General features: G+C 32.4%; 22 protein-coding genes. 17 read left to right on the top strand and 5 right to left on the bottom strand.

Annotated elements, in window-relative coordinates; genetic code table 11:
* Positions 1 to 73: 73 nt before the first annotated feature.
* The 4 genes from F6464_RS04975 to dnaG all read left to right on the top strand — a co-directional run bounded on the left by F6464_RS04975 (position 74) and on the right by dnaG (position 4,460).
* On the top strand, positions 74 to 634 hold the full coding sequence (locus F6464_RS04975; RefSeq protein ID WP_151106702.1) for an RNA polymerase sigma factor: 561 nt from the start codon (positions 74 to 76) through the stop codon (positions 632 to 634).
* On the top strand, positions 621 to 1,292 hold the full coding sequence (locus tag F6464_RS04970) for a hypothetical protein (RefSeq protein WP_151106701.1): 672 nt from the start codon (positions 621 to 623) through the stop codon (positions 1,290 to 1,292). Before F6464_RS04975 ends, F6464_RS04970 begins: the two co-directional genes overlap by 14 nt.
* A 30-nt stretch (positions 1,293 to 1,322) precedes the next feature.
* Complete coding sequence (locus F6464_RS04965; RefSeq protein ID WP_151106700.1) at positions 1,323 to 2,378, top strand: hypothetical protein; 1,056 nt, start codon at positions 1,323 to 1,325, stop codon at positions 2,376 to 2,378.
* A gap of 105 nt (positions 2,379 to 2,483) precedes the next feature.
* Positions 2,484 to 4,460, top strand: a complete 1,977-nt coding sequence (gene dnaG, locus F6464_RS04960; RefSeq protein WP_151106699.1) for a DNA primase — start codon at positions 2,484 to 2,486, stop codon at positions 4,458 to 4,460.
* Here dnaG and F6464_RS04955 read toward each other — a convergent pair.
* Positions 4,457 to 5,086: a LuxR C-terminal-related transcriptional regulator gene (locus F6464_RS04955; RefSeq protein WP_151106698.1), complete on the bottom strand. Its 630-nt coding sequence runs from the start codon at positions 5,084 to 5,086 to the stop codon at positions 4,457 to 4,459. The two genes, dnaG and F6464_RS04955, sit on opposite strands and share 4 nt — an antisense overlap.
* Before the next feature lie 94 nt (positions 5,087 to 5,180).
* Positions 5,181 to 5,981, bottom strand: a complete 801-nt coding sequence (gene nadE, locus F6464_RS04950; RefSeq protein ID WP_151106697.1) for an NAD(+) synthase — start codon at positions 5,979 to 5,981, stop codon at positions 5,181 to 5,183.
* 175 nt (positions 5,982 to 6,156) lie between these two features.
* Between nadE and gldB the strand changes: the two genes are divergently transcribed.
* On the top strand, positions 6,157 to 7,116 hold the full coding sequence (gldB, locus tag F6464_RS04945; protein ID WP_151106696.1) for a gliding motility lipoprotein GldB: 960 nt from the start codon (positions 6,157 to 6,159) through the stop codon (positions 7,114 to 7,116).
* Positions 7,116 to 7,451 carry a gliding motility protein GldC gene (gene gldC, locus F6464_RS04940; protein WP_191963325.1) on the top strand — a complete coding sequence of 112 codons (336 nt, stop codon included), beginning with the start codon at positions 7,116 to 7,118 and terminating at the stop codon, positions 7,449 to 7,451. Before gldB ends, gldC begins: the two co-directional genes overlap by 1 nt.
* A gap of 39 nt (positions 7,452 to 7,490) precedes the next feature.
* Here the strand turns inward: gldC and F6464_RS04935 are convergent, their stop codons facing one another.
* The 3 genes from F6464_RS04935 to F6464_RS04925 all read right to left on the bottom strand — a co-directional run bounded on the left by F6464_RS04935 (position 7,491) and on the right by F6464_RS04925 (position 9,568).
* Positions 7,491 to 8,087 carry a hypothetical protein gene (locus tag F6464_RS04935; protein ID WP_151106695.1) on the bottom strand — a complete coding sequence of 199 codons (597 nt, stop codon included), beginning with the start codon at positions 8,085 to 8,087 and terminating at the stop codon, positions 7,491 to 7,493.
* A gap of 1 nt (position 8,088) precedes the next feature.
* On the bottom strand, positions 8,089 to 8,709 hold the full coding sequence (gene yihA, locus F6464_RS04930; protein WP_151106694.1) for a ribosome biogenesis GTP-binding protein YihA/YsxC: 621 nt from the start codon (positions 8,707 to 8,709) through the stop codon (positions 8,089 to 8,091).
* 94 nt (positions 8,710 to 8,803) lie between these two features.
* Positions 8,804 to 9,568 carry an alpha/beta fold hydrolase gene (locus tag F6464_RS04925; protein ID WP_151106693.1) on the bottom strand — a complete coding sequence of 255 codons (765 nt, stop codon included), beginning with the start codon at positions 9,566 to 9,568 and terminating at the stop codon, positions 8,804 to 8,806.
* Between the two features lie 361 nt (positions 9,569 to 9,929).
* On the opposite strand from F6464_RS04925, the gene mraZ reads away from it, so the two are divergent.
* The 11 genes from mraZ to F6464_RS04870 all read left to right on the top strand — a co-directional run bounded on the left by mraZ (position 9,930) and on the right by F6464_RS04870 (position 22,252).
* Entirely contained in the window at positions 9,930 to 10,400 is a 471-nt protein-coding gene (mraZ, locus tag F6464_RS04920; RefSeq protein ID WP_151106692.1) for a division/cell wall cluster transcriptional repressor MraZ, read from the top strand.
* Positions 10,387 to 11,283 (top strand): 16S rRNA (cytosine(1402)-N(4))-methyltransferase RsmH, encoded by an 897-nt coding sequence (gene rsmH, locus F6464_RS04915; RefSeq protein ID WP_151106691.1) that lies wholly within the window; start codon positions 10,387 to 10,389, stop codon positions 11,281 to 11,283. Before mraZ ends, rsmH begins: the two co-directional genes overlap by 14 nt.
* A 3-nt stretch (positions 11,284 to 11,286) precedes the next feature.
* The gene (locus F6464_RS04910; protein ID WP_151106690.1) at positions 11,287 to 11,640 is read left to right on the top strand and encodes an FtsL-like putative cell division protein; all 354 of its coding nucleotides are present in this window, start codon (positions 11,287 to 11,289) and stop codon (positions 11,638 to 11,640) included.
* Positions 11,631 to 13,637: a penicillin-binding protein gene (locus tag F6464_RS04905; RefSeq protein WP_151106689.1), complete on the top strand. Its 2,007-nt coding sequence runs from the start codon at positions 11,631 to 11,633 to the stop codon at positions 13,635 to 13,637. The genes F6464_RS04910 and F6464_RS04905 overlap by 10 nt, the downstream gene beginning before the upstream one ends.
* Entirely contained in the window at positions 13,634 to 15,097 is a 1,464-nt protein-coding gene (locus F6464_RS04900) for a UDP-N-acetylmuramoyl-L-alanyl-D-glutamate--2,6-diaminopimelate ligase (protein WP_191963324.1), read from the top strand. The genes F6464_RS04905 and F6464_RS04900 overlap by 4 nt, the downstream gene beginning before the upstream one ends.
* A gap of 68 nt (positions 15,098 to 15,165) precedes the next feature.
* Positions 15,166 to 16,392, top strand: coding sequence for a phospho-N-acetylmuramoyl-pentapeptide-transferase (gene mraY / locus F6464_RS04895; protein WP_151106688.1), 1,227 nt, complete (start codon positions 15,166 to 15,168; stop codon positions 16,390 to 16,392).
* 1 nt (position 16,393) lies between these two features.
* A complete protein-coding gene (gene murD, locus F6464_RS04890; RefSeq protein ID WP_151106687.1) occupies positions 16,394 to 17,728 on the top strand; it encodes a UDP-N-acetylmuramoyl-L-alanine--D-glutamate ligase in 1,335 nt (444 codons plus the stop codon).
* 71 nt (positions 17,729 to 17,799) lie between these two features.
* Positions 17,800 to 19,101 (top strand): FtsW/RodA/SpoVE family cell cycle protein, encoded by a 1,302-nt coding sequence (locus F6464_RS04885; RefSeq protein WP_151106686.1) that lies wholly within the window; start codon positions 17,800 to 17,802, stop codon positions 19,099 to 19,101.
* A 4-nt stretch (positions 19,102 to 19,105) separates the two neighbouring features.
* Complete coding sequence (murG, locus tag F6464_RS04880) at positions 19,106 to 20,197, top strand: undecaprenyldiphospho-muramoylpentapeptide beta-N-acetylglucosaminyltransferase (protein ID WP_151106685.1); 1,092 nt, start codon at positions 19,106 to 19,108, stop codon at positions 20,195 to 20,197.
* Positions 20,194 to 21,543: a UDP-N-acetylmuramate--L-alanine ligase gene (murC, locus tag F6464_RS04875; protein ID WP_151106684.1), complete on the top strand. Its 1,350-nt coding sequence runs from the start codon at positions 20,194 to 20,196 to the stop codon at positions 21,541 to 21,543. Before murG ends, murC begins: the two co-directional genes overlap by 4 nt.
* Positions 21,530 to 22,252: a cell division protein FtsQ/DivIB gene (locus tag F6464_RS04870; RefSeq protein WP_151106683.1), complete on the top strand. Its 723-nt coding sequence runs from the start codon at positions 21,530 to 21,532 to the stop codon at positions 22,250 to 22,252. Before murC ends, F6464_RS04870 begins: the two co-directional genes overlap by 14 nt.
* Positions 22,253 to 22,255: the final 3 nt, after the last annotated feature.

Genomic DNA, 22,255 nt, shown 5'->3' with positions numbered 1-22,255 from the left:
TTTTTTTAATACATCATGCAACCTTTTTACAGATGTTCTCGTCTATGCTAATAGAAACACTTTATAAAATATTTTGAAAGTAATCAATTTACATCAGGAGGAATACGAAATCATTCAGTTGGCTATCGAAAATAATCGTCAGGCTCAACAAGTGATTTATGCAAAGTTTTCTCCAAAAATGTTAAGTGTTTGCCGTCAATATACCAAGGATTTGCAAAATGCTGAAGATTTGATGATTACTGCATTTATGAAAGTATTCTTTAATTTAAAAAAATTTGAACATAAAGGAAGTTTTGAAGGCTGGATAAGACGCATTATGGTAAACGAATGTATATCCTATATTAGAGTAAACAAAAAGGTCAGTTTTTTAGAAGATACTTATTATAAAGAGGAAAGTTTTAATAATATAGAAAGTAATTTTAGTGTAAATGACATTCAGTTTCTAATAGATAATTTACCCGATGGTTATAAGATGATTTTCAATTTATATGCTATTGAAGGATATAAACACCAAGAGATTGCAACAATGTTAGGTATTAATGAAGGGACTTCAAAATCGCAGTTGTCGCATGCTAGGAAAATGCTGCAAGAACAAATAATAAAGTTAAAAAATTATAGCAATGGGACCGAATAAATTTGAAATCGATTTCCAAAAGAAACTGAATCATCGACAGATTAAGCCTAGCGCAAATTCTTGGGACAGGCTCGATGCGATGCTTACTGTTGCAGAAGAGAAAAAGACAAAGCGCAATTACGATTGGATGTATATTGCCGCAAGTATTATCGGATTTATATTTATTGGAACATTATTTTTTAGTCAAACCGAAGAACTTATTGATGTAAAAAGAAATAATGTAGTTCTCGAAAGCAAAGCAATAACAAAACCTTTAGAAAATGCAATTAAAGAGCAAACAAAAATAATCGTTTCGCCTAGTATATCTCCAAAAAGTATAGCTATGGCCTCTAAGGATAGTAATTTTAAACAAAATCAGGTTATTCAGAACCCAACACCCAATACCCAACGCCTAACGCCAAATAAAATCATCAATCAAAAAGCAGAACAATTAAATGCTTTAAATCAAAACACTGTTATAGTTGACGAACGTATAGCCGCTATTGAAAACCTTTCAAAAAATGAAATTCCAAAATCAGTTGTCAAAGTGGATGCTCTTCATTTACTTTCGCAAATAGATGGAGAATTGGAACTTTCCTTTCGAGAAAAAGTAATTAATACCATAGGTAAAAATTACAAAACTGTAAAAGTGGCATTAGCCAATCGCAATCAAGAATAAATCAATTAATCAAATTTAAAACAAATCATCATGAGAAATTTTACTATTTACTTAACAGGATTACTTTGTCTTTTTTTAACCAAAGTTTTTTCGCAAGATACTTTTGAATCACGTGCAAAATCAATTGCAATAAAAATAGAGAACATAACTAAAGACGAAAAAGCAGGACTTAAAGAGGAAGTAGAAGCCGTAAATGTAGAACTTGAAAAAGGCATTATTACCAAAGAGCAAGCTGACGAAAAAAAACAAAAACTAGCTGAATCTAGAGCTAAAGCTATTGAGTTTAGAGTGTCTCAAGCTCAAACCGAATTAGTCAATTTAGTGCAAGAAAAAGTAGATGGAAAAATAAAAACCAACGATGACGATTTTAATTTCTTGTTTTTTCACAAATCTGACGGAAAAAATCATGATAAATTCATGAAATGCCAAGACTCTATTAAGAATTTTTCTAGGACTACCACTCAATTTGTTTTTGCATTAGGGATAAATAATTTAGTAACTAATAAGGCAGTTGCTAATTCGGATTATCGCTATTTAGGCTCACATTTCTATGAATGGGGTTTTACGGGCAACACTAGAATTTTCAAAAAAAGTAACTTACTCCATGCAAAATATGGAATGTCAGTAATGTATAACAACTTACGACCAACAGACGATAGACTGTTTTTTGATTCTGGTAAACAAACAAGCCTAGAAAAAAGTCAGTTTAAACTTGATGAATCTCGATTTCGTAACGTGTATTTAGTTGTTCCATTGCATTTAGAATTTGATTTTTCCAGAACTAAAAAAAGCGGTGATAAAACCATTTTCAGAACCCATCAAAGTATTCGAATAGGATTAGGTGGATACTTTGGAGCTAATTTAAAATCGAAACAAATTTTAAAATATGAAAACACTGACGGTAATGATGTAAAAGTTCGTACTAAAGGAGATTTTAATGTAAATGAATTTATGTATGGTACAAGTGCATATATAGGTTATAAAGATATAAGCTTATATGCTAAATACGACATAAGCCCTTTGTTTAGTGACAATAGTATAGACCAAAATAATGTTTCTCTTGGTATTCGTTGGGATTGGAATTAAAATGAGTTTGAATTAGTTTTTTTTTAGAGTTTAAATCCTAGAAGGTTTTTTGCTATCTAAAAACTTTGTAACTTTGAGCTTTTTCAACTTTGACTCTAACATAAATTGATTTCAAAAGCCACCATAGATACCGTTTTCGAAACTGCTCGAGTAGAGGAAGTTATTGGCGATTTTGTACAATTAAAACGTGCTGGAAGTAATTTCAAAGGGTTGAGTCCGTTTTCAGATGAGCGCTCTCCATCCTTTATGGTGTCGCCAGCAAAGGGAATTTGGAAAGATTTTAGTTCGGGAAAAGGTGGCAATGCTGTGGCTTTCTTGATGGAACATTCTCATTTTACCTATCCAGAAGCCATTCGGTATTTAGCCAAAAAATACAATATCGAAATTGAAGAAACCGAACAAACTGATGAAGAAAAAGCCATTACAGATGTTCGAGAAAGTATGTATCTCGTAACTGAATTTGCAAAAAATTATTTTCACGATACTTTATTAAATGTAGAGGAAGGTAAAGCCATTGGCTATACTTATTTTAGAGAACGTGGTTTTACCAATGAAACCATCAAAAAATTCGTTTTAGGATATTCGCCTGAAGTTTGGGATTCTTTCTCAAAAGAAGCTTTGGGGAAAGGATATAAAATAGAATTTCTAGAAAGTACAGGACTCACAATTGTTAAGGAAGACAAGCTTATAGATCGTTTTAGAGGTCGAGTAATGTTTCCTATACAAAGTATGTCGGGAAGAATTCTAGGTTTTGGAGCTAGGATTCTAGGAAATGATAAAAAAGCAGCAAAATATTTAAATTCTCCTGAAAGCGATATTTATCATAAAAGCAAAGTGCTATACGGAATCTTTCAAGCCAAGCAAGCCATCGCTAAGCAAGACAATTGTTATTTGGTTGAAGGGTATACTGATGTAATTCAGTTTAATCAATCGGGAATAGAAAATGTAGTAGCATCTTCAGGGACAGCATTAACTCCCGATCAAATTCGATTAATAAATAGATTAACCAAAAATATTACAGTACTTTATGATGGTGATGCCGCCGGACTTCGAGCTTCTATTCGTGGAATCGATTTAATCCTTGAGGAAGGCATGAATGTAAAAGTGTGCACCTTTCCTGAAGGCGAAGACCCCGATAGCTTTGCTAAAAAAACAACTTACGAGGATTTAGTTTTGTATTTAGAAAATAATGCAAAAGATTTTATTCAATTTAAAGCGTCGTTGTTGATGAATGAAGCTAAGAATGATCCTATAAAAAAAGCCGATTTAATTAGAGATATGGTATTGAGTATTTCTAAAATTCCTGATCGTATTAAACGCGAAATATATATACAGGAATGTTCTAGAATTATGGATATTTCTGAACAGGTTTTATTGAATACATTGGCACAATTGGTTCAAAAGGACATTTCTGAAGCGGGAAAAAAATTAAAACAAGATCAAAAAGCCTTTGAAGTTGTAAAAAATGACGAAAAAATTGCAGTTGAAAAAATTGATGTTTTATATGAATTAGAACGAAAAATCATAGAAATTCTTTTGTTGTACGGAGATAAAGTTGAAGAATTTGAAGATGTGCTTTTAAAAGCAAATGAAGAAGGCGAAATAGAAAATACCATTGAAAGAAAGGAATATAAAGTCTATCAGCGCATTTATTTGAGCTTACAGGAAGATGAGGTAGAATTAGCCAATCCTTTGTTTAGAGGGATTTACAATCACTTAATAAATTACTATCATCAAAACGAGACTTTTCAAATTGAGCAGTATCTAATGCATTTAGAATCTGATTTTTCTAAAGAAGTTACAGATATTCTAATGATAGATGAACAACAAACTTTACACAATTGGGAAGGCCAACATATTATTGTAAAACTAAAAGACCAAACCATTTCACAATACGTGTCTGAAACTATACTAACAATGAGGTGGTTTCTAGTAGATGGAATTATCGAAGAACTCAAAGCATCTATTTCATCGGAAGTGGATGCAGACAATTCTGAGTCAATGGCTATGGCTGTAGATTATTCTAAACTAATAAATTCTTTTTCTAAAAAGCTAGGAAGAGTAATGTCTCGCTATAATTAGACGATTTCAAGAGTTTTGGCTTTATTCACTAAATCAACAAGATTTGTTACGTTCAATTTAGTTAATAATCTTAATTTATAAGTACTAATCGTTTTTTCATTCAAACCAAGAATGGCCGAAATTTCATTATTTTTTTTACCATTACTTAAATAACGCAGTACTTCAATTTCTCTGTTTGATAATTTTCTATACAAACGTTCGCTTTTATTCTGTTTTGCAATTAAAGCTAAACTCTTCTTAATGGCATCGTTCAAAATAATCTGACCTTGTTGTACTTTTGTGATGGCAATACCTAAAGTCTCTAATTTTGCGGTTTTGTGAACATATCCTGCAACTCCCGCTTTTATAGCATTAGGGGCATATATTTGTTCAGAATAACCACTAAAAATAATGATTTTAGTTTTGGTGTAGTGTTTAATAATTGCTTTTAATTCATAAAGACTAGACATTCCTTCCAAATCTAAATCAATAACTAATACGTCAATTTCTTTGGTATAAAGAACATCTTTCACCATAGAAAAGTTCCCTACATTAGCAACTATACTTATTGTAGCATGATCCCTAAAATATGATTTTACTCCAAAATGTACTACGGGATAATTATCAGCTAAACAAACTTTAATCATAATTTTCTGTTATTTAATATTAAATTGGCAAATGCATAAGATAAATTTAAGAAAAAAAAACTTAATAATGCAATTTTATTAGATAAAAATACAATTAATTCCGATTAACTAAGCAAATTGGTATAGGATTCATTTTGTGTTGGTTAGTTTTATTGAGATGTTTGTAAATTTCAAACACTTCTTTTTCTCTTCCTGAAAAATCAGCTGCTGTTTTGCCTAATTCATCTTCTTCCATAGCCCATTCTAATTCATCATAGCTGGCTCCAAGTTGTTGTTCATCCGTTCTTGCATCTCCAAATAATCCATCAGAAGGATCAGCATTTAATATTGAATCAGGAACTTTCAAGAAGGTTCCTAAAGCATATACTTCCGATTTCATCAAGTCTGCAATTGGACTCAAATCAACACCTCCATCTCCATATTTTGTGTAAAAACCAACTCCAAAATCTTCAACCTTATTACCTGTACCAGCTACTAATAAGCCATGAATCCCAGCAAAATAATAAAGAGTTGTCATTCTTAATCTTGCTCTAGTATTAGCTAATGATAAATGAAGCTTATGAATATCATTCGAATCTGGAACTTGTTTTTTAAAATCTTCAAAAACAGGAGTCAAATTCACTTCAATAGAATTGACATTTAAAAATCTTTTTTTCAATTGTTCAATATGTTCTTTACCGCGGCTCACATGTGACTCTGCCTGATGTATGGGCATTTCTAGACATAGAACACTTAATCCTGTTTGAGCACAGAGTGTAGAGGTCACCGCTGAATCGACTCCGCCAGAAATACCTACAACAAAACCATTTACTTTTGCATTTTCTGCATATTCTTTTAACCAGTTTACAATGTGCAGAGTAACCTTTTCTACTTGTAAGGTGCTTTTTTTAGACATAATTGAAAAATTATAAAAACCGTAATGTATATTTGCAAAAATAATACTATTTCTAGAGATTTTTTAGTAATTAGTGTCATTCGTAAAATTTTTATAATTTCTATAAAATAGAGGACTTAAAATTAAATATAAATTAATTTGTGGTTCACTTTAGGTTAATATCCAAATTCACTTCATGAAAAAGTATTTTTTAATAATAACTCTTATATCAATAGTCTTATTTTCATGTGATAAAAAAAGTAAAGTCGAAAAAGAAATCGAGAACATTCCTCTAGAAATAAAGATAAACCGATTTGACAAAGCTTTTTTTGAAACCAAACCAAAAGATTTACAAAAATTAAAAGCACAGTACCCAATTTTTTTTCCTGAAGGAAATGGCGATTCGATTTGGATAGAGAAAATGCAAAATCCGCTTTGGAAAGAATTGTATACTGAAGTTGAAAAAAAATATTCCGACTTTAGTTCTCAAACAACAGAAATCGAATCGCTTTTTAAGCATATTAAGTATTATTTTCCAGAAACTAAAACGCCGAAAGTTTTTACGGTTATCTCTGAAATGGATTATCATAATAAGGTAATTTATCTCAATGATATGTTGGTTATTTCATTAGAGTTATATCTTGGTAAAGAGCATAAGTTTTATGAATTCCCTGAATATTTAAAACAAAATTTCGAATCCAATCAAATGCTACCAGACATTGTCGATGCTTATTCGGTGAGTAAAATTCCACTACCCTCAGACGAAACTTTTCTAGCGCAAATGATTTATTCAGGAAAGAAATTATATATAAAAGACGTTTTATTGCCCAACTATTCTGATGCCAATAAAATTGGATACAAAGAAGAACAAATTACTTGGTGTCAAGAAAATGAAGGCTATATGTGGCGTTATTTTATTGAAAAAAAATTGCTATACGATACTGATCAAAAACTGATTCCTCGATTTATAAATCCAGCACCGTTTTCTAAATTTTATTTAGAGATAGATAACGAATCACCCGGAAGAGTTGGCTCATGGATAGGATGGCAAATCGTTCGTTCTTTTATAGAAAATAATGAAGTAAGTGTGCAACAAGTTTTACAAATGGATGCCAAAGAAATATTTGAAAAATCTAAATACAAACCTAAAAAATAATGCCGGATACCATTACCTCAGAAATAAAATTCTTAGTCGAATTAGATCAAAATAGAGTTCCAGAAAAATTAACTTGGACTGCTCAAGACGGCGGTGTTGATGCCGAGGAAGCTAAAGCCATGATGCTTTCTGTTTGGGACAGCAAAACTCAAGAAACTTTACGAATTGATTTATGGACTAAAGATATGCCAGTAGATGAAATGAAATTGTTTTTTCATCAAACATTAGTTGCCATGTCCGATACTTTTAATAGAGCCACTAATGATGAAAAAATGACCGCAACTATGAAAGATTTTTGCGATTATTTTGCTGAAAAGTTGGAGTTGAATAAGTAAAACTTACATTTTTAATTTTGGCTTATTTAAATTAGTTGCTTATTTTATTGATTTTTGTTTAATGTCTCTAATCAATTTTTTATAACATCCCAAAATTAGACTCTGAGTAGATTTGTAAAACTTAACATCTTCATTACTTTTAATAGACGAGACTGTGCCTATTACCTTTTGTGAATATATAATTTGAGCAAGATTTAAATCATAAATTTCAATAACCACTTCGCTTTGATTATTTCTATCGGTATAAAAATTATGTGGAGTCGTATCAATTAAGCCTAACTCATCTTTAATTTTTCCTGCTCGGATGTTTATAAAGAAGTCAAAATTGGTTCCTTTTTTTATTTCTATTAAAGTACCTTTACTAGGATTCATAGTTATTTTCTTTGGTAAAATTATACCTTTTGGTTCATAAATAAAAAACAAGCGATTTGAAAGGTAATTTTCGAAATCATCTTTAGCTTTTTTTGTTAGTTGAACTGAAACTTCACTTGGAGAATCAATATTGTTTATTAGCCATTTGCCTTTAGTAAAATCTAATCCTGTTGTTTGCCCTTTATTTTCAAAAACATATCTTGGAAGAGTACAAGAACTCGCAACAGTCAAAATAATCCATATAATTATGATTTTACATTTCATATTAAAACTCACTATTGTTTTTAAAAACTTCCTGATTCACCTCGTCAATGTATTCAAGTAAATCGTCTTTACCGGTACCCTCAGTTGATGAAGTTACAAAAAAAGGCGGGATTTCTGCCCAATTATTGGCAAACATTTGTTTCTTGTAAGCTGCAATATGAGAGTCAATCTTAACTTTACTAATCTTATCCGCTTTAGTAAAAATAATACAAAACGGAATTTCACTTTCGCCCATATATGCCATAAATTCTAAATCGATATTTTGGGCTTCATGACGAATATCTATCAATACAAAAGCACAAACCAGTTGCTCTCTTTTTTCAAAATAATCAGTTATGAATTGTTGAAAAACCGATTTTGTTTTTTTAGAAACCTTAGCATAGCCATATCCTGGTAAATCAACTAAAAACCAATTGCTATTAATTTTAAAATGATTAATTAACTGTGTTTTTCCTGGTCTCCCAGAAGTTTTTGCTAAATTTTTATGATTAGTCAACATATTAATCAATGAGGATTTCCCTACATTTGAGCGGCCAATAAAGGCATATTCAGGGATACGTTCTAAAGGGCATTTGTCTACTTCGGAGTTGCTAATTATAAATTCGGCAGTGTTAATTTTCATAGCAAAAATTGATTTTGGCAAATATAGCTAAAAAAAGATCCACTATTTTCTTGAAATTCAATCAGAAAATAGTGGTTTATTTATTTTTTAAGATTTACATTTCGCTCTTTTTTAGCCAAGCATACATCAATTCGTTAAATTCATCAGGATGTTCCATCATAGCAGCGTGTCCACATTTGTCTATCCAATATAAAGAAGAGTGCGGCAATAATTTATGAAATTCTTCTGCAACTTCTGGCGGTGTTACTTTATCGTTTTTACCCCAAATTATGCAGGTTGGAACGTGCATTTTAGGTAAATCTTTTGCCATATTGTGGCGGATAGCGCTTTTGGCAATGGTTAATGTTTTTATTAATTTGATTCTGTCATTCGCCATGGAATACACTTCGTCTATTATTTCTTTGGTAGCTACTTTAGGGTCATAAAATACGTCTTCAGCTTTTTTCTGAATATAATCATAATCGCCTCTACGAGGGTAACTATCACCCATGGCGCTTTCATATAATCCTGAACTTCCAGTTATTACAAGTCCCAACATTTTTTCTGGATACATTTTAGCATGATACAAACCAATATGCCCTCCTAACGAATTGCCTAAAAGAATTACTCGGTCAAAACCTTTAAAAGTGATAAAATCTTTAACATATTTTGCAAAAGCTTTTACGTTTGTTTTTAAAATATTTTGAGTATAAATTGGCAATTCAGGTATTACCACTTTATACCCTTTTTCTGGAAAATAGTTAGCAACTCCGTCAAAATTACTTAAACCGCCCATTAATCCATGTAAAATGATAATTGGAGTTCCTTCTCCCGCTTCATAATACGAGTATCTACCTTCTTTTTTTAAATCTTTTTTCATTATTGGGTTTGGCGTTTCAAATTTCCGCAAATATAAGGTTTTATACATTAAAAGGAAATTTTGTGAAAAATTTACATAAATAGTTTGTTTTAGGTAAATTATTATGAGAAATTAAATTTCAAAAAGGATTATTAAATACATGTATTGGTATTAATTATTAATTACTATTTATTTTAACTGCTGTTTTTATTCAAGTATTAACATTCCTTAACAATATGTTAAATATGCATTTGCTTTTCAATTCCTATTTATTGCTGGTTTTAGGTTTAAAGTGGTAAAACTTATTAACAAAGTGGTATATTGTGGTAAAATGTGGTAATTATTTTTATATTTTTGCTACTATCATTTAAAAACAGTTTTCTTGAATTCAATAGTAGGAACATATGAGTGTAAAGTTGATGCTAAAGGAAGGTTGCTTTTGCCAGCGCCTTTAAAAAAGCAATTGACTCATTCTCTTCAGGATGGTTTCGTTTTGAAGCGTTCTGTTTTTCAGCCTTGTCTGGAGTTGTATCCTATGCAAGAATGGAATCTAATGATGCAAAAAATCAACAATCTCAATCGATTCGTTAAGAAAAACAATGATTTTATTCGTCGTTTTACTGCTGGGGTAAAAGTGGTAGAGATTGACAATTTAGGACGATTATTAATCCCAAAAGATTTGGTAGTTTTTGCCAGTGTATCCAAAGATTTAGTGTTGTCGTCTGCTGTTAATATAATTGAAATTTGGGATAAAGATTTGTATGAAAAATCAATCGATGATTCGGTAATCGATTTTGCTGATTTGGCCGAAGATGTAATGGGAAATGTAAATGATGACGATGGAATATCATAATCCAGTTTTGCTTCAAGCTTCTGTCGTTGGTTTAAATATTAAGCCTGACGGTGTGTATGTGGATGTTACTTTTGGCGGAGGCGGACACTCGGCTTTTATTTTAAATCAATTAGGACCTAACGGTAAATTATTTGCTTTTGATCAGGATGAAGATGCCTTGGCAAATACTTTACATGACGAAAGATTTGTTTTAATAAATGAGAATTTTAGGTATATAAAAAGATTTTTACGATTTCATAATATTAAAAGTGTTGATGGAATCTTAGCTGATTTAGGAGTTTCTTCGCATCAATTTGATGTTGCAGAACGTGGTTTTTCTACTCGTTTTGATGCGGAATTAGATATGCGTATGAGTCAAAAAAACGACTTAAATGCTTATAAGGTGGTGAATGAATATGATGAGGCAAACTTGCGACGCGTTTTTTTGGAATTTGGTGAACTTAAAAACGCGCCCGCAATTGCTAGAGTAATCATAAAGGCCAGAGAAGAAAGTCCGATAAAAAACACCGAGCAATTAAAAACAGTTTTAAGTCAGTTTTTGCCAGCACATAAAAGCCATAAAATATTGGCTCAAATGTATCAGTCGATTCGAATTGAAGTCAATCAGGAAATGGATGTTTTAAAAGAATTTTTAGAACAATCATTAGAGATTTTAAATCCAGGAGGGCGATTAAGCGTGATTTCCTATCATTCACTCGAAGATCGATTGGTAAAAAGATTCATTAAAAATGGCATGTTTGAAGGTGAACCAGAACGTGATTTTTTCGGAAATTTTTCAGTTCCATTCACAACCATCGGAAAATTAATAGTTCCGAATCAAGCCGAAATTAAAATAAACAATAGGGCCCGTAGCGCAAAGTTGAGAATAGCTGAAAAGAAATAGCAGATGAAAAAAGGAGTATACGGCATATTAAAAGCCAGATTTCTTATAAGTGAAGAGGCAAATGCTGCAAAAAACTGGCGTTTTATTGTTTTTGTAATTGTTTTGATATTACTAATGATAGCAAACACGCAACGATACGAACAAAAGGTATTCGAGATTGTAGCTTTAACAAACGAAGTAAAAGAATTGCGCTCAGAGTTTGTTGACAGGCGTTCAGAGCTAATGAAGTTAAAAATGGAATCAACAGTTTCTCAAAAAATGGAAGCCAAACAAATTTTCCCTTCAGAGGTTCCGCCGACAAAAATAATAGTAAGAAAAATAGAGGAAAAAAGTTTCTTCAAAAAATTATGGCAGTAGACGACAAACAGATATCCTATCGAATTTATCTCGTGGCATTTGTCATCTTCTTGATGGCGGTTGCCATTACTATAAAATTGACTAATATTCAGTGGGTTGAAGGGGATTATTACAGGAAATTAGCCAAAGAAAGAACGGTTAAAAATTTTATAATTCCTTCTAATAAAGGAAACATCTATTCAGCAGATGGAAGTTTATTAGCGACTTCAATTCCAAACTATATTATTCGTTTTGATGCTGTTGCTCCAAAAGAAGAAGTTTTTACCAAAAATGTTCAAGCATTAGCCGATTCACTTTCTGTATTATTAGGTAAACCTAGTGGGAAATTTGAGTCAGAATTACGACAAGCTAGAGCAACCGAAAACAGGTATTTTTTAGTGGCTCGTGACTTAAGTTTCACGCAGTACATGAAAATAAAAAGTTTTCCGTTATTTAATTTAGGAGCAAATAAAGGCGGAATCATTACTGAGCAAAAAACAATTCGGGAACATCCAATTGGGAAAATTGCTGAAAGAACCATAGGCTACGAAAGGGTTACGCCTTCAGGATCTAAAGATGGAAAAGGCATTGAATGGGCTTTTAGAAAATACTTAAACGGAAAAGACGGGAAAATTTTAAAACAAAAAATTGCTAAAGGACAATGGAAGCCCATTCGTGATGTAAATGAAGTAGACCCTCAAGACGGATATGATGTTATTTCTACTATCGACGTGTACATTCAAGATATTGCGCACCATGCTTTGTTAAAACAATTAGAAATATTTGACGCCAATCATGGTTGTGTTGTGGTAATGGAAACAAAAACAGGTTATATAAAAGCCATTTCAAATTTAGGAAAAGATACTGATGGCTCCTACTTTGAAACTACAAATTATGCTATAGCCGAAGCGCATGAGCCAGGATCGACCTATAAGTTAGCCGATTTGATGACACTTTTAGAAGATAAAAAAGCGGATACAAGCACAGTATATGATAGTAAAGGTGGAACAATTATCTATTCAGGAAAAAAAGTTCGGGATTCTCATGATGGCGGTTACGGTAAAATTTCATTAGCAAGAGGCTTTGAGCTTTCTTCAAATACAGTGTTGGTTCAATCGGTATATAATGCCTATAAGGACAATCCGTCTCAATTTGTAAATCATCTAAACGGTTACGGTTTAAATAAACCTTTAGGATTACCTATAAAAGGAGAAGGAAAGCCCTATATTCCTCAGTCAAGTGATAAAAACTGGTCAAATATTTCACTTCCGTGGATGGCTTTCGGTTATGGGGTTTTAATTACGCCATTACAAACCTTGACTTATTATAATGCTGTTGCCAATAATGGTGTCATGGTAAAACCGCAATTTGTTTCAGAAATTAAAGAATGGAATAAAACCATTAAGAAATACGATACAGAAATTATTAATCCAAAAGTATGCTCATCAGAAACGATTTTAAAATTAAAAGAAGTTTTAAAAAATGTAGTAAAGCGAGGCACTGGCTCAAAACTGTATTCTAAAGAATTTTCTATGGCAGGAAAAACAGGGACTGCCCAAGCTAATTATGCTAAAAACGGAGGAGTCGAAAAACATTATATTTCTTCATTTGTAGGTTATTTTCCTGCCGATACACCTAAGTATTCTTGCATAGTTGTCGTTCACGAACCTAATACTTCAAATAATAATTATTACGGAGCTGATGTTGCTGGTCCCGTTTTTAAAAGAATAGCTCAAAAGATTTTTACCGATGCGCCATCTACAAATGAGATAAAAAATTTGAATAAAAAGAACGTAAAACAAGACAAAGATTATACGAACTATTATGCGAAAATTTCGAAGCAAAAAGCAAAAGTCATTCCAAACTTAAAAGGAATGTCTGGTATGGATGCCTTGTCTTTGTTGGGGAATTTAGGTCTTAAAGTAAAGATAACTGGAGTTGGAAAAGTAAAAACACAATCCATTCAGCCTGGACAAAATTTTAATAAAAACACATTTATAACATTAGAATTATCGTGATTTTTCTTAAAGACATATTATACAAAGTAGCAATTGAAGCCGTAAAAGGTTCAACAGATATTGCTATTCATAACATTGATTTCGATTCTAGAAAAATAGTTCAAAACGATGTTTTTATAGCCATTAGAGGAACGGTTTCTGACGGTCACGAGTATATAGAAAAAGCCATTAGTTTAGGTGCCATTGCTATAGTTTGCGATACGTTTCCAGAAAATTGTAAAGAGGGAATTACTTATATTCAAGTAAGAGATACCAATAAAGCACTTGCATTTATAGCTGCTAATTATTATGGAAATCCTTCTCAAAACTTAAAATTAATTGGAATTACGGGCACTAATGGTAAAACAACAGTTGCTTCTTTGTTGTTTCAACTGTTCAAGAAAGCAGGTTTCAAAGTTGGATTGCTTTCTACCGTAAAAATTATTGTTGATGATATTGAATATAAAGCTACCCATACCACACCAGATTCTATTACTATTAATAAGTATTTAAAACAAATGAATGGTGCGGGTGTGGAATATTGTTTTATGGAAGTGAGCTCACATGGTGTGCACCAAAAAAGAACTGAAGCATTACATTTTGAAGGCGGTGTTTTTACTAATTTGTCTCACGATCATTTAGATTACCACCCGACTTTTGCAGATTATAGAGATGTAAAAAAATCATTTTTCGATAATTTATCGAAATCCGCATTTGCACTATCCAACATCGATGATAAAAATGGGTTGGTAATGTTACAAAATACCAATGCCAGAAAAGTAACTTATGCTTTAAAAACGTATGCTAATTATAGAGCACAAATTTTAGAAAATCAATTGTCGGGTTTGCTTTTAAAAATCAATGATAATGAAGTTTGGGTTCGATTAATAGGAACTTTTAATGCCTATAATTTATTAGCCATTTACGGAACTGCTATAGAATTAGGACTAGATCATTTTGAAGTATTGCGGTTGCTATCTGAATTGGAAAGTGTTTCTGGGCGTTTTCAGTTTATAGTTTCTAATCAAAACATTACAGTAATTGTCGATTATGCGCATACACCAGATGCCTTAGAAAATGTTTTAAAAACGATTAATGACATTCGAACTAAAAACGAGCAATTGATTACCGTTGTTGGTTGTGGTGGTGATAGAGACAAGACCAAGCGACCAATAATGGCAAACATTGCTTCCAATTTAAGTGATAAAGTAATTATTACTTCGGATAATCCGAGAACCGAAAATCCGGAAGCCATAATTCAAGAAATGGAGAAAGGTGTAGAGCCTCAAAATTATAAAAAAACGATTTCTATAATTGATAGAAAACAAGCAATTAAAGCGGCTTGTCAGTTGGCTCAGCCCAATGATATTATATTAATTGCGGGAAAAGGGCATGAAAATTATCAAGAAATTCAAGGAGTTCGCCATCATTTTGACGATATGGAGATAGTAAAGGAATTGTTAAACAATTTGCAAAAATAAGGTAGCAATTTCGCTATTCTGAAATGAAGTTAAAAGAGTAATCAAACCAACCAAATAAACTAAAATATATGCTGTATTATTTATTTGAATACCTATACAAAACACTTAATGTTCCTGGAGCAGGAGTCTTTCAGTACATTACTTTTCGTTCGGCATTAGCAGTGATTTTGTCCCTCTTGATTTCTACTGTTTTTGGAAAAAAAATCATCAATTTTCTTAGGAATCAACAAGTTGGCGAAACAGTTCGAGAATTAGGATTACAAGGGCAGACTCAAAAAGCAGGTACGCCAACAATGGGTGGATTAATCATTATTATCGCTACTTTAATTCCTGTGTTGTTATTAACAAAATTAGACAATATTTACATTATTCTTTTGATTGTTACCACATTATGGATGGGAACTATTGGGTTTATAGACGATTATATCAAGATCTTCAAAAAAGACAAGCAAGGGTTAAAAGGTATTTTTAAAGTTATTGGGCAAGTAGGATTAGGGTTAATCGTTGGTTCTGTATTGTATTTGCATCCTGGCGTTACAATTAGAAAAGAGAAGCTTAAAACAATAGCAATCAATCAAACCGAGAATGTGATTTCGCAATCGCCAATTGAAGAAAAGTCAACAGCAACGACAATTCCTTTTTTCAAAAACAACGAATTTGATTATGCCGAATTAGTAGCTTGGACGGGTGAAGGCTATGAAAATTGGGCTTGGTTGGTTTTTATTCCAATAGTTATTTTTATCATCACAGCGGTTTCAAACGGAGCCAATTTGACTGATGGAATAGATGGTCTTGCCGCGGGTACATCAGCTATTTCGGTCGTTGCATTAGGTATTTTCACATTCGTTTCCGGAAATATTATTTTCTCGAGTTACCTCAATATCATGTACATACCGAATTCTGGAGAAATGACGGTTTTTATAGCAGCATTTGCTGGAGCATTAATCGGGTTTCTTTGGTATAATTCCTATCCAGCATCAGTATTTATGGGTGACACAGGCAGTTTAACTATTGGCGGAATAATTGCTGTTTTAGCAATCTCTGTTCGAAAAGAATTGTTAATCCCATTATTGTGTGGCATATTCTTGGTCGAAAATTTATCAGTTGTTCTACAAGTGAGTTATTTTAAATATACCAGAAAACGTTTTGGTGAAGGAAGAAGAATTTTTCTAATGTCGCCTTTGCATCACCACTATCAAGTAAAAGGATATCATGAAAGTAAAATAGTAACACGTTTCTGGATTGTTGGAATTATTCTGGCTATTTTATCCATAGTTACTTTAAAATTAAGATAGAATGCAACGATTGGTTATCCTTGGTGGTGGAGAAAGTGGTGTTGGAACAGCAATTCTAGGACAGCAAAAAGGCTATGATGTTTTTGTTTCAGATTTTGGAAAAATAAAAGACAATTATAAAGAAGTTCTTACGCATCATGGCATCGATTGGGAAGAAGAAACCCATACTGAAAACAAGATTTTAAATGCCGATATCGTCATGAAAAGTCCTGGAATTCCAGACAAATCTCCAATTGTAAAAAAAATATTGGAAAAGAAAATTCCAGTAATTTCTGAGATTGAGTTTGTAGCACCTTTTACCAAGGCTAAAACAATTGGAATTACAGGTAGCAATGGTAAAACTACGACTACAATGCTTACGTATCATATTTTAAATTCGGCAGGCTTAAATGTGGGTTTGGCGGGAAATATTGGTAAAAGTTTTGCTTGGCAAGTCGCACAAGAGCAGTTCGATTATTATGTGCTAGAATTGAGCAGTTTTCAGTTAGATGGGGTTTTTAAGTATAAGCCTGACATCGCTATTTTAACAAATATAAGTCCGGATCATTTAGATCGATACGATTATAAATATGAAAATTACATTGCCTCTAAGTTTAGAATAACAATGAATCAAACAGAAAATGATTATTTAATTTATGATGCTGACGATGAAGTAATTTCTGAATGGTTAAAAAAAAATACAACTAAAGCCCAATTAATTCCTTTTTCTGTGAATAGAAAATTAGAAAAAGGAGCCTTTTTAAACAACAACAAAATGGAAGTAAACATCAACGAGGAAGAGTTCATAATGGAGACAGAATACATTGCTCTTGAAGGAAAACACAACATGAAAAACGCAATGGCCGCCACTTCGGTCGCTAAATTGTTACAGATTCGAAAAGAAACAATACGAGAAAGTTTGTCTAATTTTCAGGGTGTTGAGCATCGATTAGAAAAAGTGCTAAAAATTCAGAATGTGCAATACATCAATGATTCTAAAGCCACGAATGTAAACGCTGCATTTTTTGCGTTGGATAGTATGAATGTTCCAACAGTTTGGATTGTTGGCGGAGTTGATAAAGGAAATGATTACTCTGAATTGATGGCTTTAGTGCACGAGAAAGTCAAAGCTATTATATGTTTAGGAGTTGATAATAAAAAAATTATTGATGCATTCGGAAATGTAGTTGATGTAATGATTGAAGTTGATTCGATGAACGACGCTGTTAAAATGGCACAACGAATTGCTGAAAGAGGCGATGCTGTATTATTATCTCCAGCTTGTGCTAGTTTCGATTTATTCGAAAACTACGAAGACAGAGGACGACAATTTAAAGAAGCTGTAAGGAATTTGTAAAATTAGGACACTAGACAAAAGGTGTTTGGTCATAGAACCAAAACCCAAAATAAGTAACCCAAAACCCAAAGATGAAAGAACTAATTAACAGTTTAAAAGGAGATAAAGTAATATGGTCATTCGTGGCTTTATTGGCTTTGTTTTCGTTTATGCCTGTTTTTAGTGCAAGTAGCAATTTGGCTTATATTGGTCACGGAACAGGAAATACTTTAGGGTATTTGTTGAAACATTTAGCACATATTTGTATTGGGTTTTTAATTATTTATTGGGTGCATAAAGTGCCGTATCATTATTTTAGAGCCATTTCAAAAGTAGGGTTGCCAATAGTTTGGATATTATTAGGCTATACTATGGTAAAAGGAACTGTTATTGCTGGCGCCAATGCCAGTCGATGGATTCAAGTGCCATTTATTGGTATTACTTTTCAAACATCAACTTTAGCAGCAATTGTACTATTAATTTTTGTTGCAAGGTATTTATCTAAAAAGCGGGATACACCAATCACTTTTAAATCATCAATTTGGGAACTTTGGTTGCCCGTATTTGTAACAATACTATTCATTTTACCAGCTAACTTTTCTACTTCTGCGTTAATTTTTAGTATGGTGCTAATGTTGACTTTCGTTGGTAAATATCCGCTAAAATATATTGGAATTGTTGTTGGAGTAGGATTAGTTTCTTTGACTTTTTTTATTGTAGTAGCCAAGGCTTTTCCAGATGCTTTTCCGAATCGTGTGGATACTTGGATTTCCAGAATTGATAATTTTACAAGTGATAAACCTGATGAAGACGATTATCAAATCGAAAAAGCAAAAATTGCCATAGCTTCTGGGGGAGCATACGGTCTTGGACCTGGTAAGAGCATTCAAAAAAACTTTTTGCCGCAATCTTCTTCTGATTTTATTTACGCCATAATCGTAGAAGAATATGGATTAATTGGAGGAATTGGAGTGCTAGGAATGTATTTATTGCTGTTTTTTAGATTTATAGTTGCTGCCCATAAAGCGAATACGGTTTTCGGAAAATTATTAGTGGTCGGACTCGGTTTCCCAATGATTTTTCAAGCAATGGTTAACATGGCTGTTGCTGTTGAATTATTACCTGTTACAGGACAAACGCTACCATTAATTAGTAGCGGAGGTAGTTCTATTTGGATGACTTGTATCGCACTGGGAATTATAATTAGCGTTACCAAGAAAGACGAAGAAATTTTGGAAGAAAAAGTCGAAAAAGAAAAGCGAGAAGAAACTTTAAAACGAATGATTGACGAGCAAATTGCCAAAGAAAACGCAATGGAAGACGAGACCTTTTCTATTCAAGATGAATCTGAAAACCCTATGAATGCCGTTCTAAATAAAAAACAAAAGGCCTAAAGGAATGAAGAAATTAAAATTCATATTAAGTGGTGGTGGAACAGGAGGACATATTTATCCTGCAATTGCTATTGCTAATGAATTAAAATTGCGTTTTCCTGATGCCGAATTTCTATTTGTTGGCGCAAAAGACAAAATGGAAATGCAAAAAGTGCCCCAAGCAGGCTATAAAATAGAAGGACTTTGGATTGCAGGTTTACAACGAAGACTGACTTTAGACAACGCTCTTTTTCCAATTAAATTAGTGAGTAGTCTTATAAAGTCAAGGACTATTATAAAAAAATTTAAACCAGATGTCGTTATAGGAACAGGAGGTTTTGCTAGCGGACCATTATTACAAGTTGCCAATAGCTTCGGTATTCCAACAGTAATTCAAGAACAAAATTCGTTTCCAGGTATTACCAATAAATTATTGAGCAAAAAAGCCAACGCCATTTGTGTAGCTTACGAAAATTTAGAACTTTTTTTTCCAAAAGAGAAAATAGTTTTAACTGGAAATCCTGTTCGTGAGGATTTAATAGATATCGAAAGTAAAAAAAACGAAGCAATTCAGCATTTCAAATTAGATAGCAATAAAAAGACAATTTTGATATTGGGCGGTAGCCTTGGCGCCAGAAGAATCAATCAGTTAATTGCAAAAGAATTGGATTTTTTTACTTCTAAAAACTGTCAAGTAATTTGGCAATGTGGCAAGTTTTATTTTGAAGAATACAAACATTTTAATGACCATGAAAAGGTACAAGTACTAGCATTTATTGATAAAATGGATTTAGTGTATGCAGCGGCAGATATTATCATTTCTAGATCTGGAGCATCATCGGTTTCCGAATTGTGCATTGTTGGCAAACCTGTGCTTTTTATTCCATCACCAAATGTTGCCGAAGACCATCAAACGAAGAATGCAAAATCGGTTGTAGACCAAAAAGGAGCGTTATTGTTAAAAGAAAGTGAATTGGATGAAAAGTTTGAAAATACTTTTGAAAGTTTAATTTCCAATGAAAATTGGCAAAAGGAATTGAGTGGAAATATTAGAAAAATAGCAAAACCAAATGCGACAAAAGATATTGTTGACGAGATAATAAAATTGATAAAATGAATCTAAACCAAATACATAACGTTTATTTTATAGGAATCGGAGGCATCGGGATGAGTGCTTTAGCTCGTTATTTTAAATCGATAGGAAAAAACGTTTCAGGCTATGATAAAACCGAAACCGAATTAACCAAAGAATTAGAAAGTATTGGTATCGCTATTCATTTCGAAGACAGTATAAGTGCTATTCCAAAAGAATATTATCAGGAAAATACATTGGTTATTATTACTCCAGCCGTTCCAACTTCCCATTCGGAGTGGAATTATTTTATAGAAAGAGAATACGACATTAAAAAAAGAGCCGAAGTTTTAGGAATTATAACCAAAGACACTTTTTGTTTTGCTGTTGCAGGAACTCACGGTAAAACAACAACATCTAGTATTTTAGGACATATTTTATACGAAAGTGGTGCCGACGTAACGGCTTTTATTGGCGGAATTGTAGAAAATTACAATTCAAACTTAATCGGAAACGGAAAAACGGTAACAGTTGTCGAAGCGGATGAATTTGACCGTTCGTTTTTGCATTTACATCCTAATATTGCCTGCGTGACGTCTACTGATGCCGATCACCTAGATATTTATGGCGATGCAGCATCTATTGAAGCCTCTTTTCATGAGTTTGCCGATAAAATAGAGGATAAAACTAAATTATTTGTTGCAAAAGGACTCCTTTTAGATGGTGTTACAGTTGCAGTAAACGAAGAAGCGGTTTATAAAGCATTCAACGTTAGAATAGAAAAAAGTCAATATATTTTTGACGTTCAAACACCTACAGAAATCATTAAAGATTTACAGTTTGGATTGCCAGGAAAACATAATTTGACAAATGCATTAATGGCTTTAGCAATGGCAAAAACGTATGGTTCCCCGACCGAGGCCATTGCTAAGGCGTTGATGTCTTTTAAAGGAATTAGGAGACGATTCTCCTATCAAATCAAAACAGATGATTTAGTTTATATTGATGACTATGCACATCATCCAACAGAAATAAATGCAGTGCATCAAGCAGTAAGAGAGTTATATCCAAATAAAAAAATATTAGCCATTTTTCAGCCGCACCTTTTTAGCAGAACAAGAGATTTTATTGATGATTTTGCCAAAAGTTTAGCGGCATTTGATGAAGTACTACTGTTAGATGTTTATCCCGCCAGAGAATTGCCAGTGGAAGGAGTAAATTCGAAATGGTTATTAGATAAGATTTCAAATCCAAATAAAAAATTAGTCTCAAAAACTGATTTAATACCAACTATTTTAAAAAGCGAAGCTCGAATTATTGTGACTATTGGAGCAGGAGATATTGGAGAATTAGTAAAACCTATTAAAGCAGCTTTAAATGAAACTATTTAATTGGACAACTATTCGATTAGTACTAATGTTTACATTGGTCATTTTTCTATTTTCATTCACTTCAAAGCGAAATGAACATCGAAAATTGTCAAAATCCATAGTAATTTTCTTAGACGATTCCAACCCATTTATTAAACAAGAAACGGTTAATAAATTGTTAATAGAAAATAAAAAAGATGCCTCAAGCATTGAAAAAGATAAATTAGATTTGAACAAGTTGGAAAAAGCCATTAACAAAAACAAAATGATCGAAAAATCAGAGGTTTTTGTGAGTATCGATGGCGTGCTTAAAGCAGTTGTAAAACAAAAAACACCTGTAGCAAGAGTGTTTAACGATAAAGGTTCATTTTATATTGACTATCAAGGAAATAGGATGCCCTTGTCAGATGAGTTTACCGCTAGGGTTCCTATTATTTCAGGAGAAATTAATAAGGAAAATAGCTTCGAATTAAACAAATTATTACGATTGGTTTATGATGATGAATTTTTGAAAAAAAACATCATCGGGATACAGATTTCTCCGAATGGAAACATAAAAATGAGGAATAGAATTTTTAATTATGAGATTGAGTTTGGAAGAGCGATACATGTAGAACGAAAATTTGATAATTATAAAGCGTTTTTTCAAAAAGCTGTTTTAGACAGTTCATTATACAAATACAAAAAAATAAATCTGAAGTTTACGCAACAAGTAGTGTGCACTAAATAATTA

The sequence above is a fragment of the Flavobacterium luteum genome, from assembly GCF_008806775.1.
GTDB lineage: Bacteria > Bacteroidota > Bacteroidia > Flavobacteriales > Flavobacteriaceae > Flavobacterium > Flavobacterium luteum.
Note: the sequence above shows the minus strand (reverse complement) of the source record. Positions and strands in the feature narration are given on the sequence as shown.

Bases quoted from the DNA above. Each gene is read 5' to 3' on its own strand.
- F6464_RS04970 (WP_151106701.1), top strand. From the start codon at position 621: ATGGGACCGAATAAATTTGAAATCGATTTCCAAAAGAAACTGAATCAT.
- F6464_RS04965 (WP_151106700.1), top strand. From the start codon at position 1,323: ATGAGAAATTTTACTATTTACTTAACAGGATTACTTTGTCTTTTTTTA.
- F6464_RS04955 (WP_151106698.1), bottom strand. From the start codon at position 5,086: ATGATTAAAGTTTGTTTAGCTGATAATTATCCCGTAGTACATTTTGGA.
- nadE (WP_151106697.1), bottom strand. From the start codon at position 5,981: ATGTCTAAAAAAAGCACCTTACAAGTAGAAAAGGTTACTCTGCACATT.
- gldB (WP_151106696.1), top strand. From the start codon at position 6,157: ATGAAAAAGTATTTTTTAATAATAACTCTTATATCAATAGTCTTATTT.
- gldC (WP_191963325.1), top strand. From the start codon at position 7,116: ATGCCGGATACCATTACCTCAGAAATAAAATTCTTAGTCGAATTAGAT.
- F6464_RS04935 (WP_151106695.1), bottom strand. From the start codon at position 8,087: ATGAAATGTAAAATCATAATTATATGGATTATTTTGACTGTTGCGAGT.
- yihA (WP_151106694.1), bottom strand. From the start codon at position 8,709: ATGAAAATTAACACTGCCGAATTTATAATTAGCAACTCCGAAGTAGAC.
- F6464_RS04925 (WP_151106693.1), bottom strand. From the start codon at position 9,568: ATGAAAAAAGATTTAAAAAAAGAAGGTAGATACTCGTATTATGAAGCG.
- rsmH (WP_151106691.1), top strand. From the start codon at position 10,387: ATGGAATATCATAATCCAGTTTTGCTTCAAGCTTCTGTCGTTGGTTTA.
- F6464_RS04910 (WP_151106690.1), top strand. From the start codon at position 11,287: ATGAAAAAAGGAGTATACGGCATATTAAAAGCCAGATTTCTTATAAGT.
- F6464_RS04905 (WP_151106689.1), top strand. From the start codon at position 11,631: ATGGCAGTAGACGACAAACAGATATCCTATCGAATTTATCTCGTGGCA.
- mraY (WP_151106688.1), top strand. From the start codon at position 15,166: ATGCTGTATTATTTATTTGAATACCTATACAAAACACTTAATGTTCCT.
- murD (WP_151106687.1), top strand. From the start codon at position 16,394: ATGCAACGATTGGTTATCCTTGGTGGTGGAGAAAGTGGTGTTGGAACA.
- F6464_RS04885 (WP_151106686.1), top strand. From the start codon at position 17,800: ATGAAAGAACTAATTAACAGTTTAAAAGGAGATAAAGTAATATGGTCA.
- murG (WP_151106685.1), top strand. From the start codon at position 19,106: ATGAAGAAATTAAAATTCATATTAAGTGGTGGTGGAACAGGAGGACAT.
- murC (WP_151106684.1), top strand. From the start codon at position 20,194: ATGAATCTAAACCAAATACATAACGTTTATTTTATAGGAATCGGAGGC.
- F6464_RS04870 (WP_151106683.1), top strand. From the start codon at position 21,530: ATGAAACTATTTAATTGGACAACTATTCGATTAGTACTAATGTTTACA.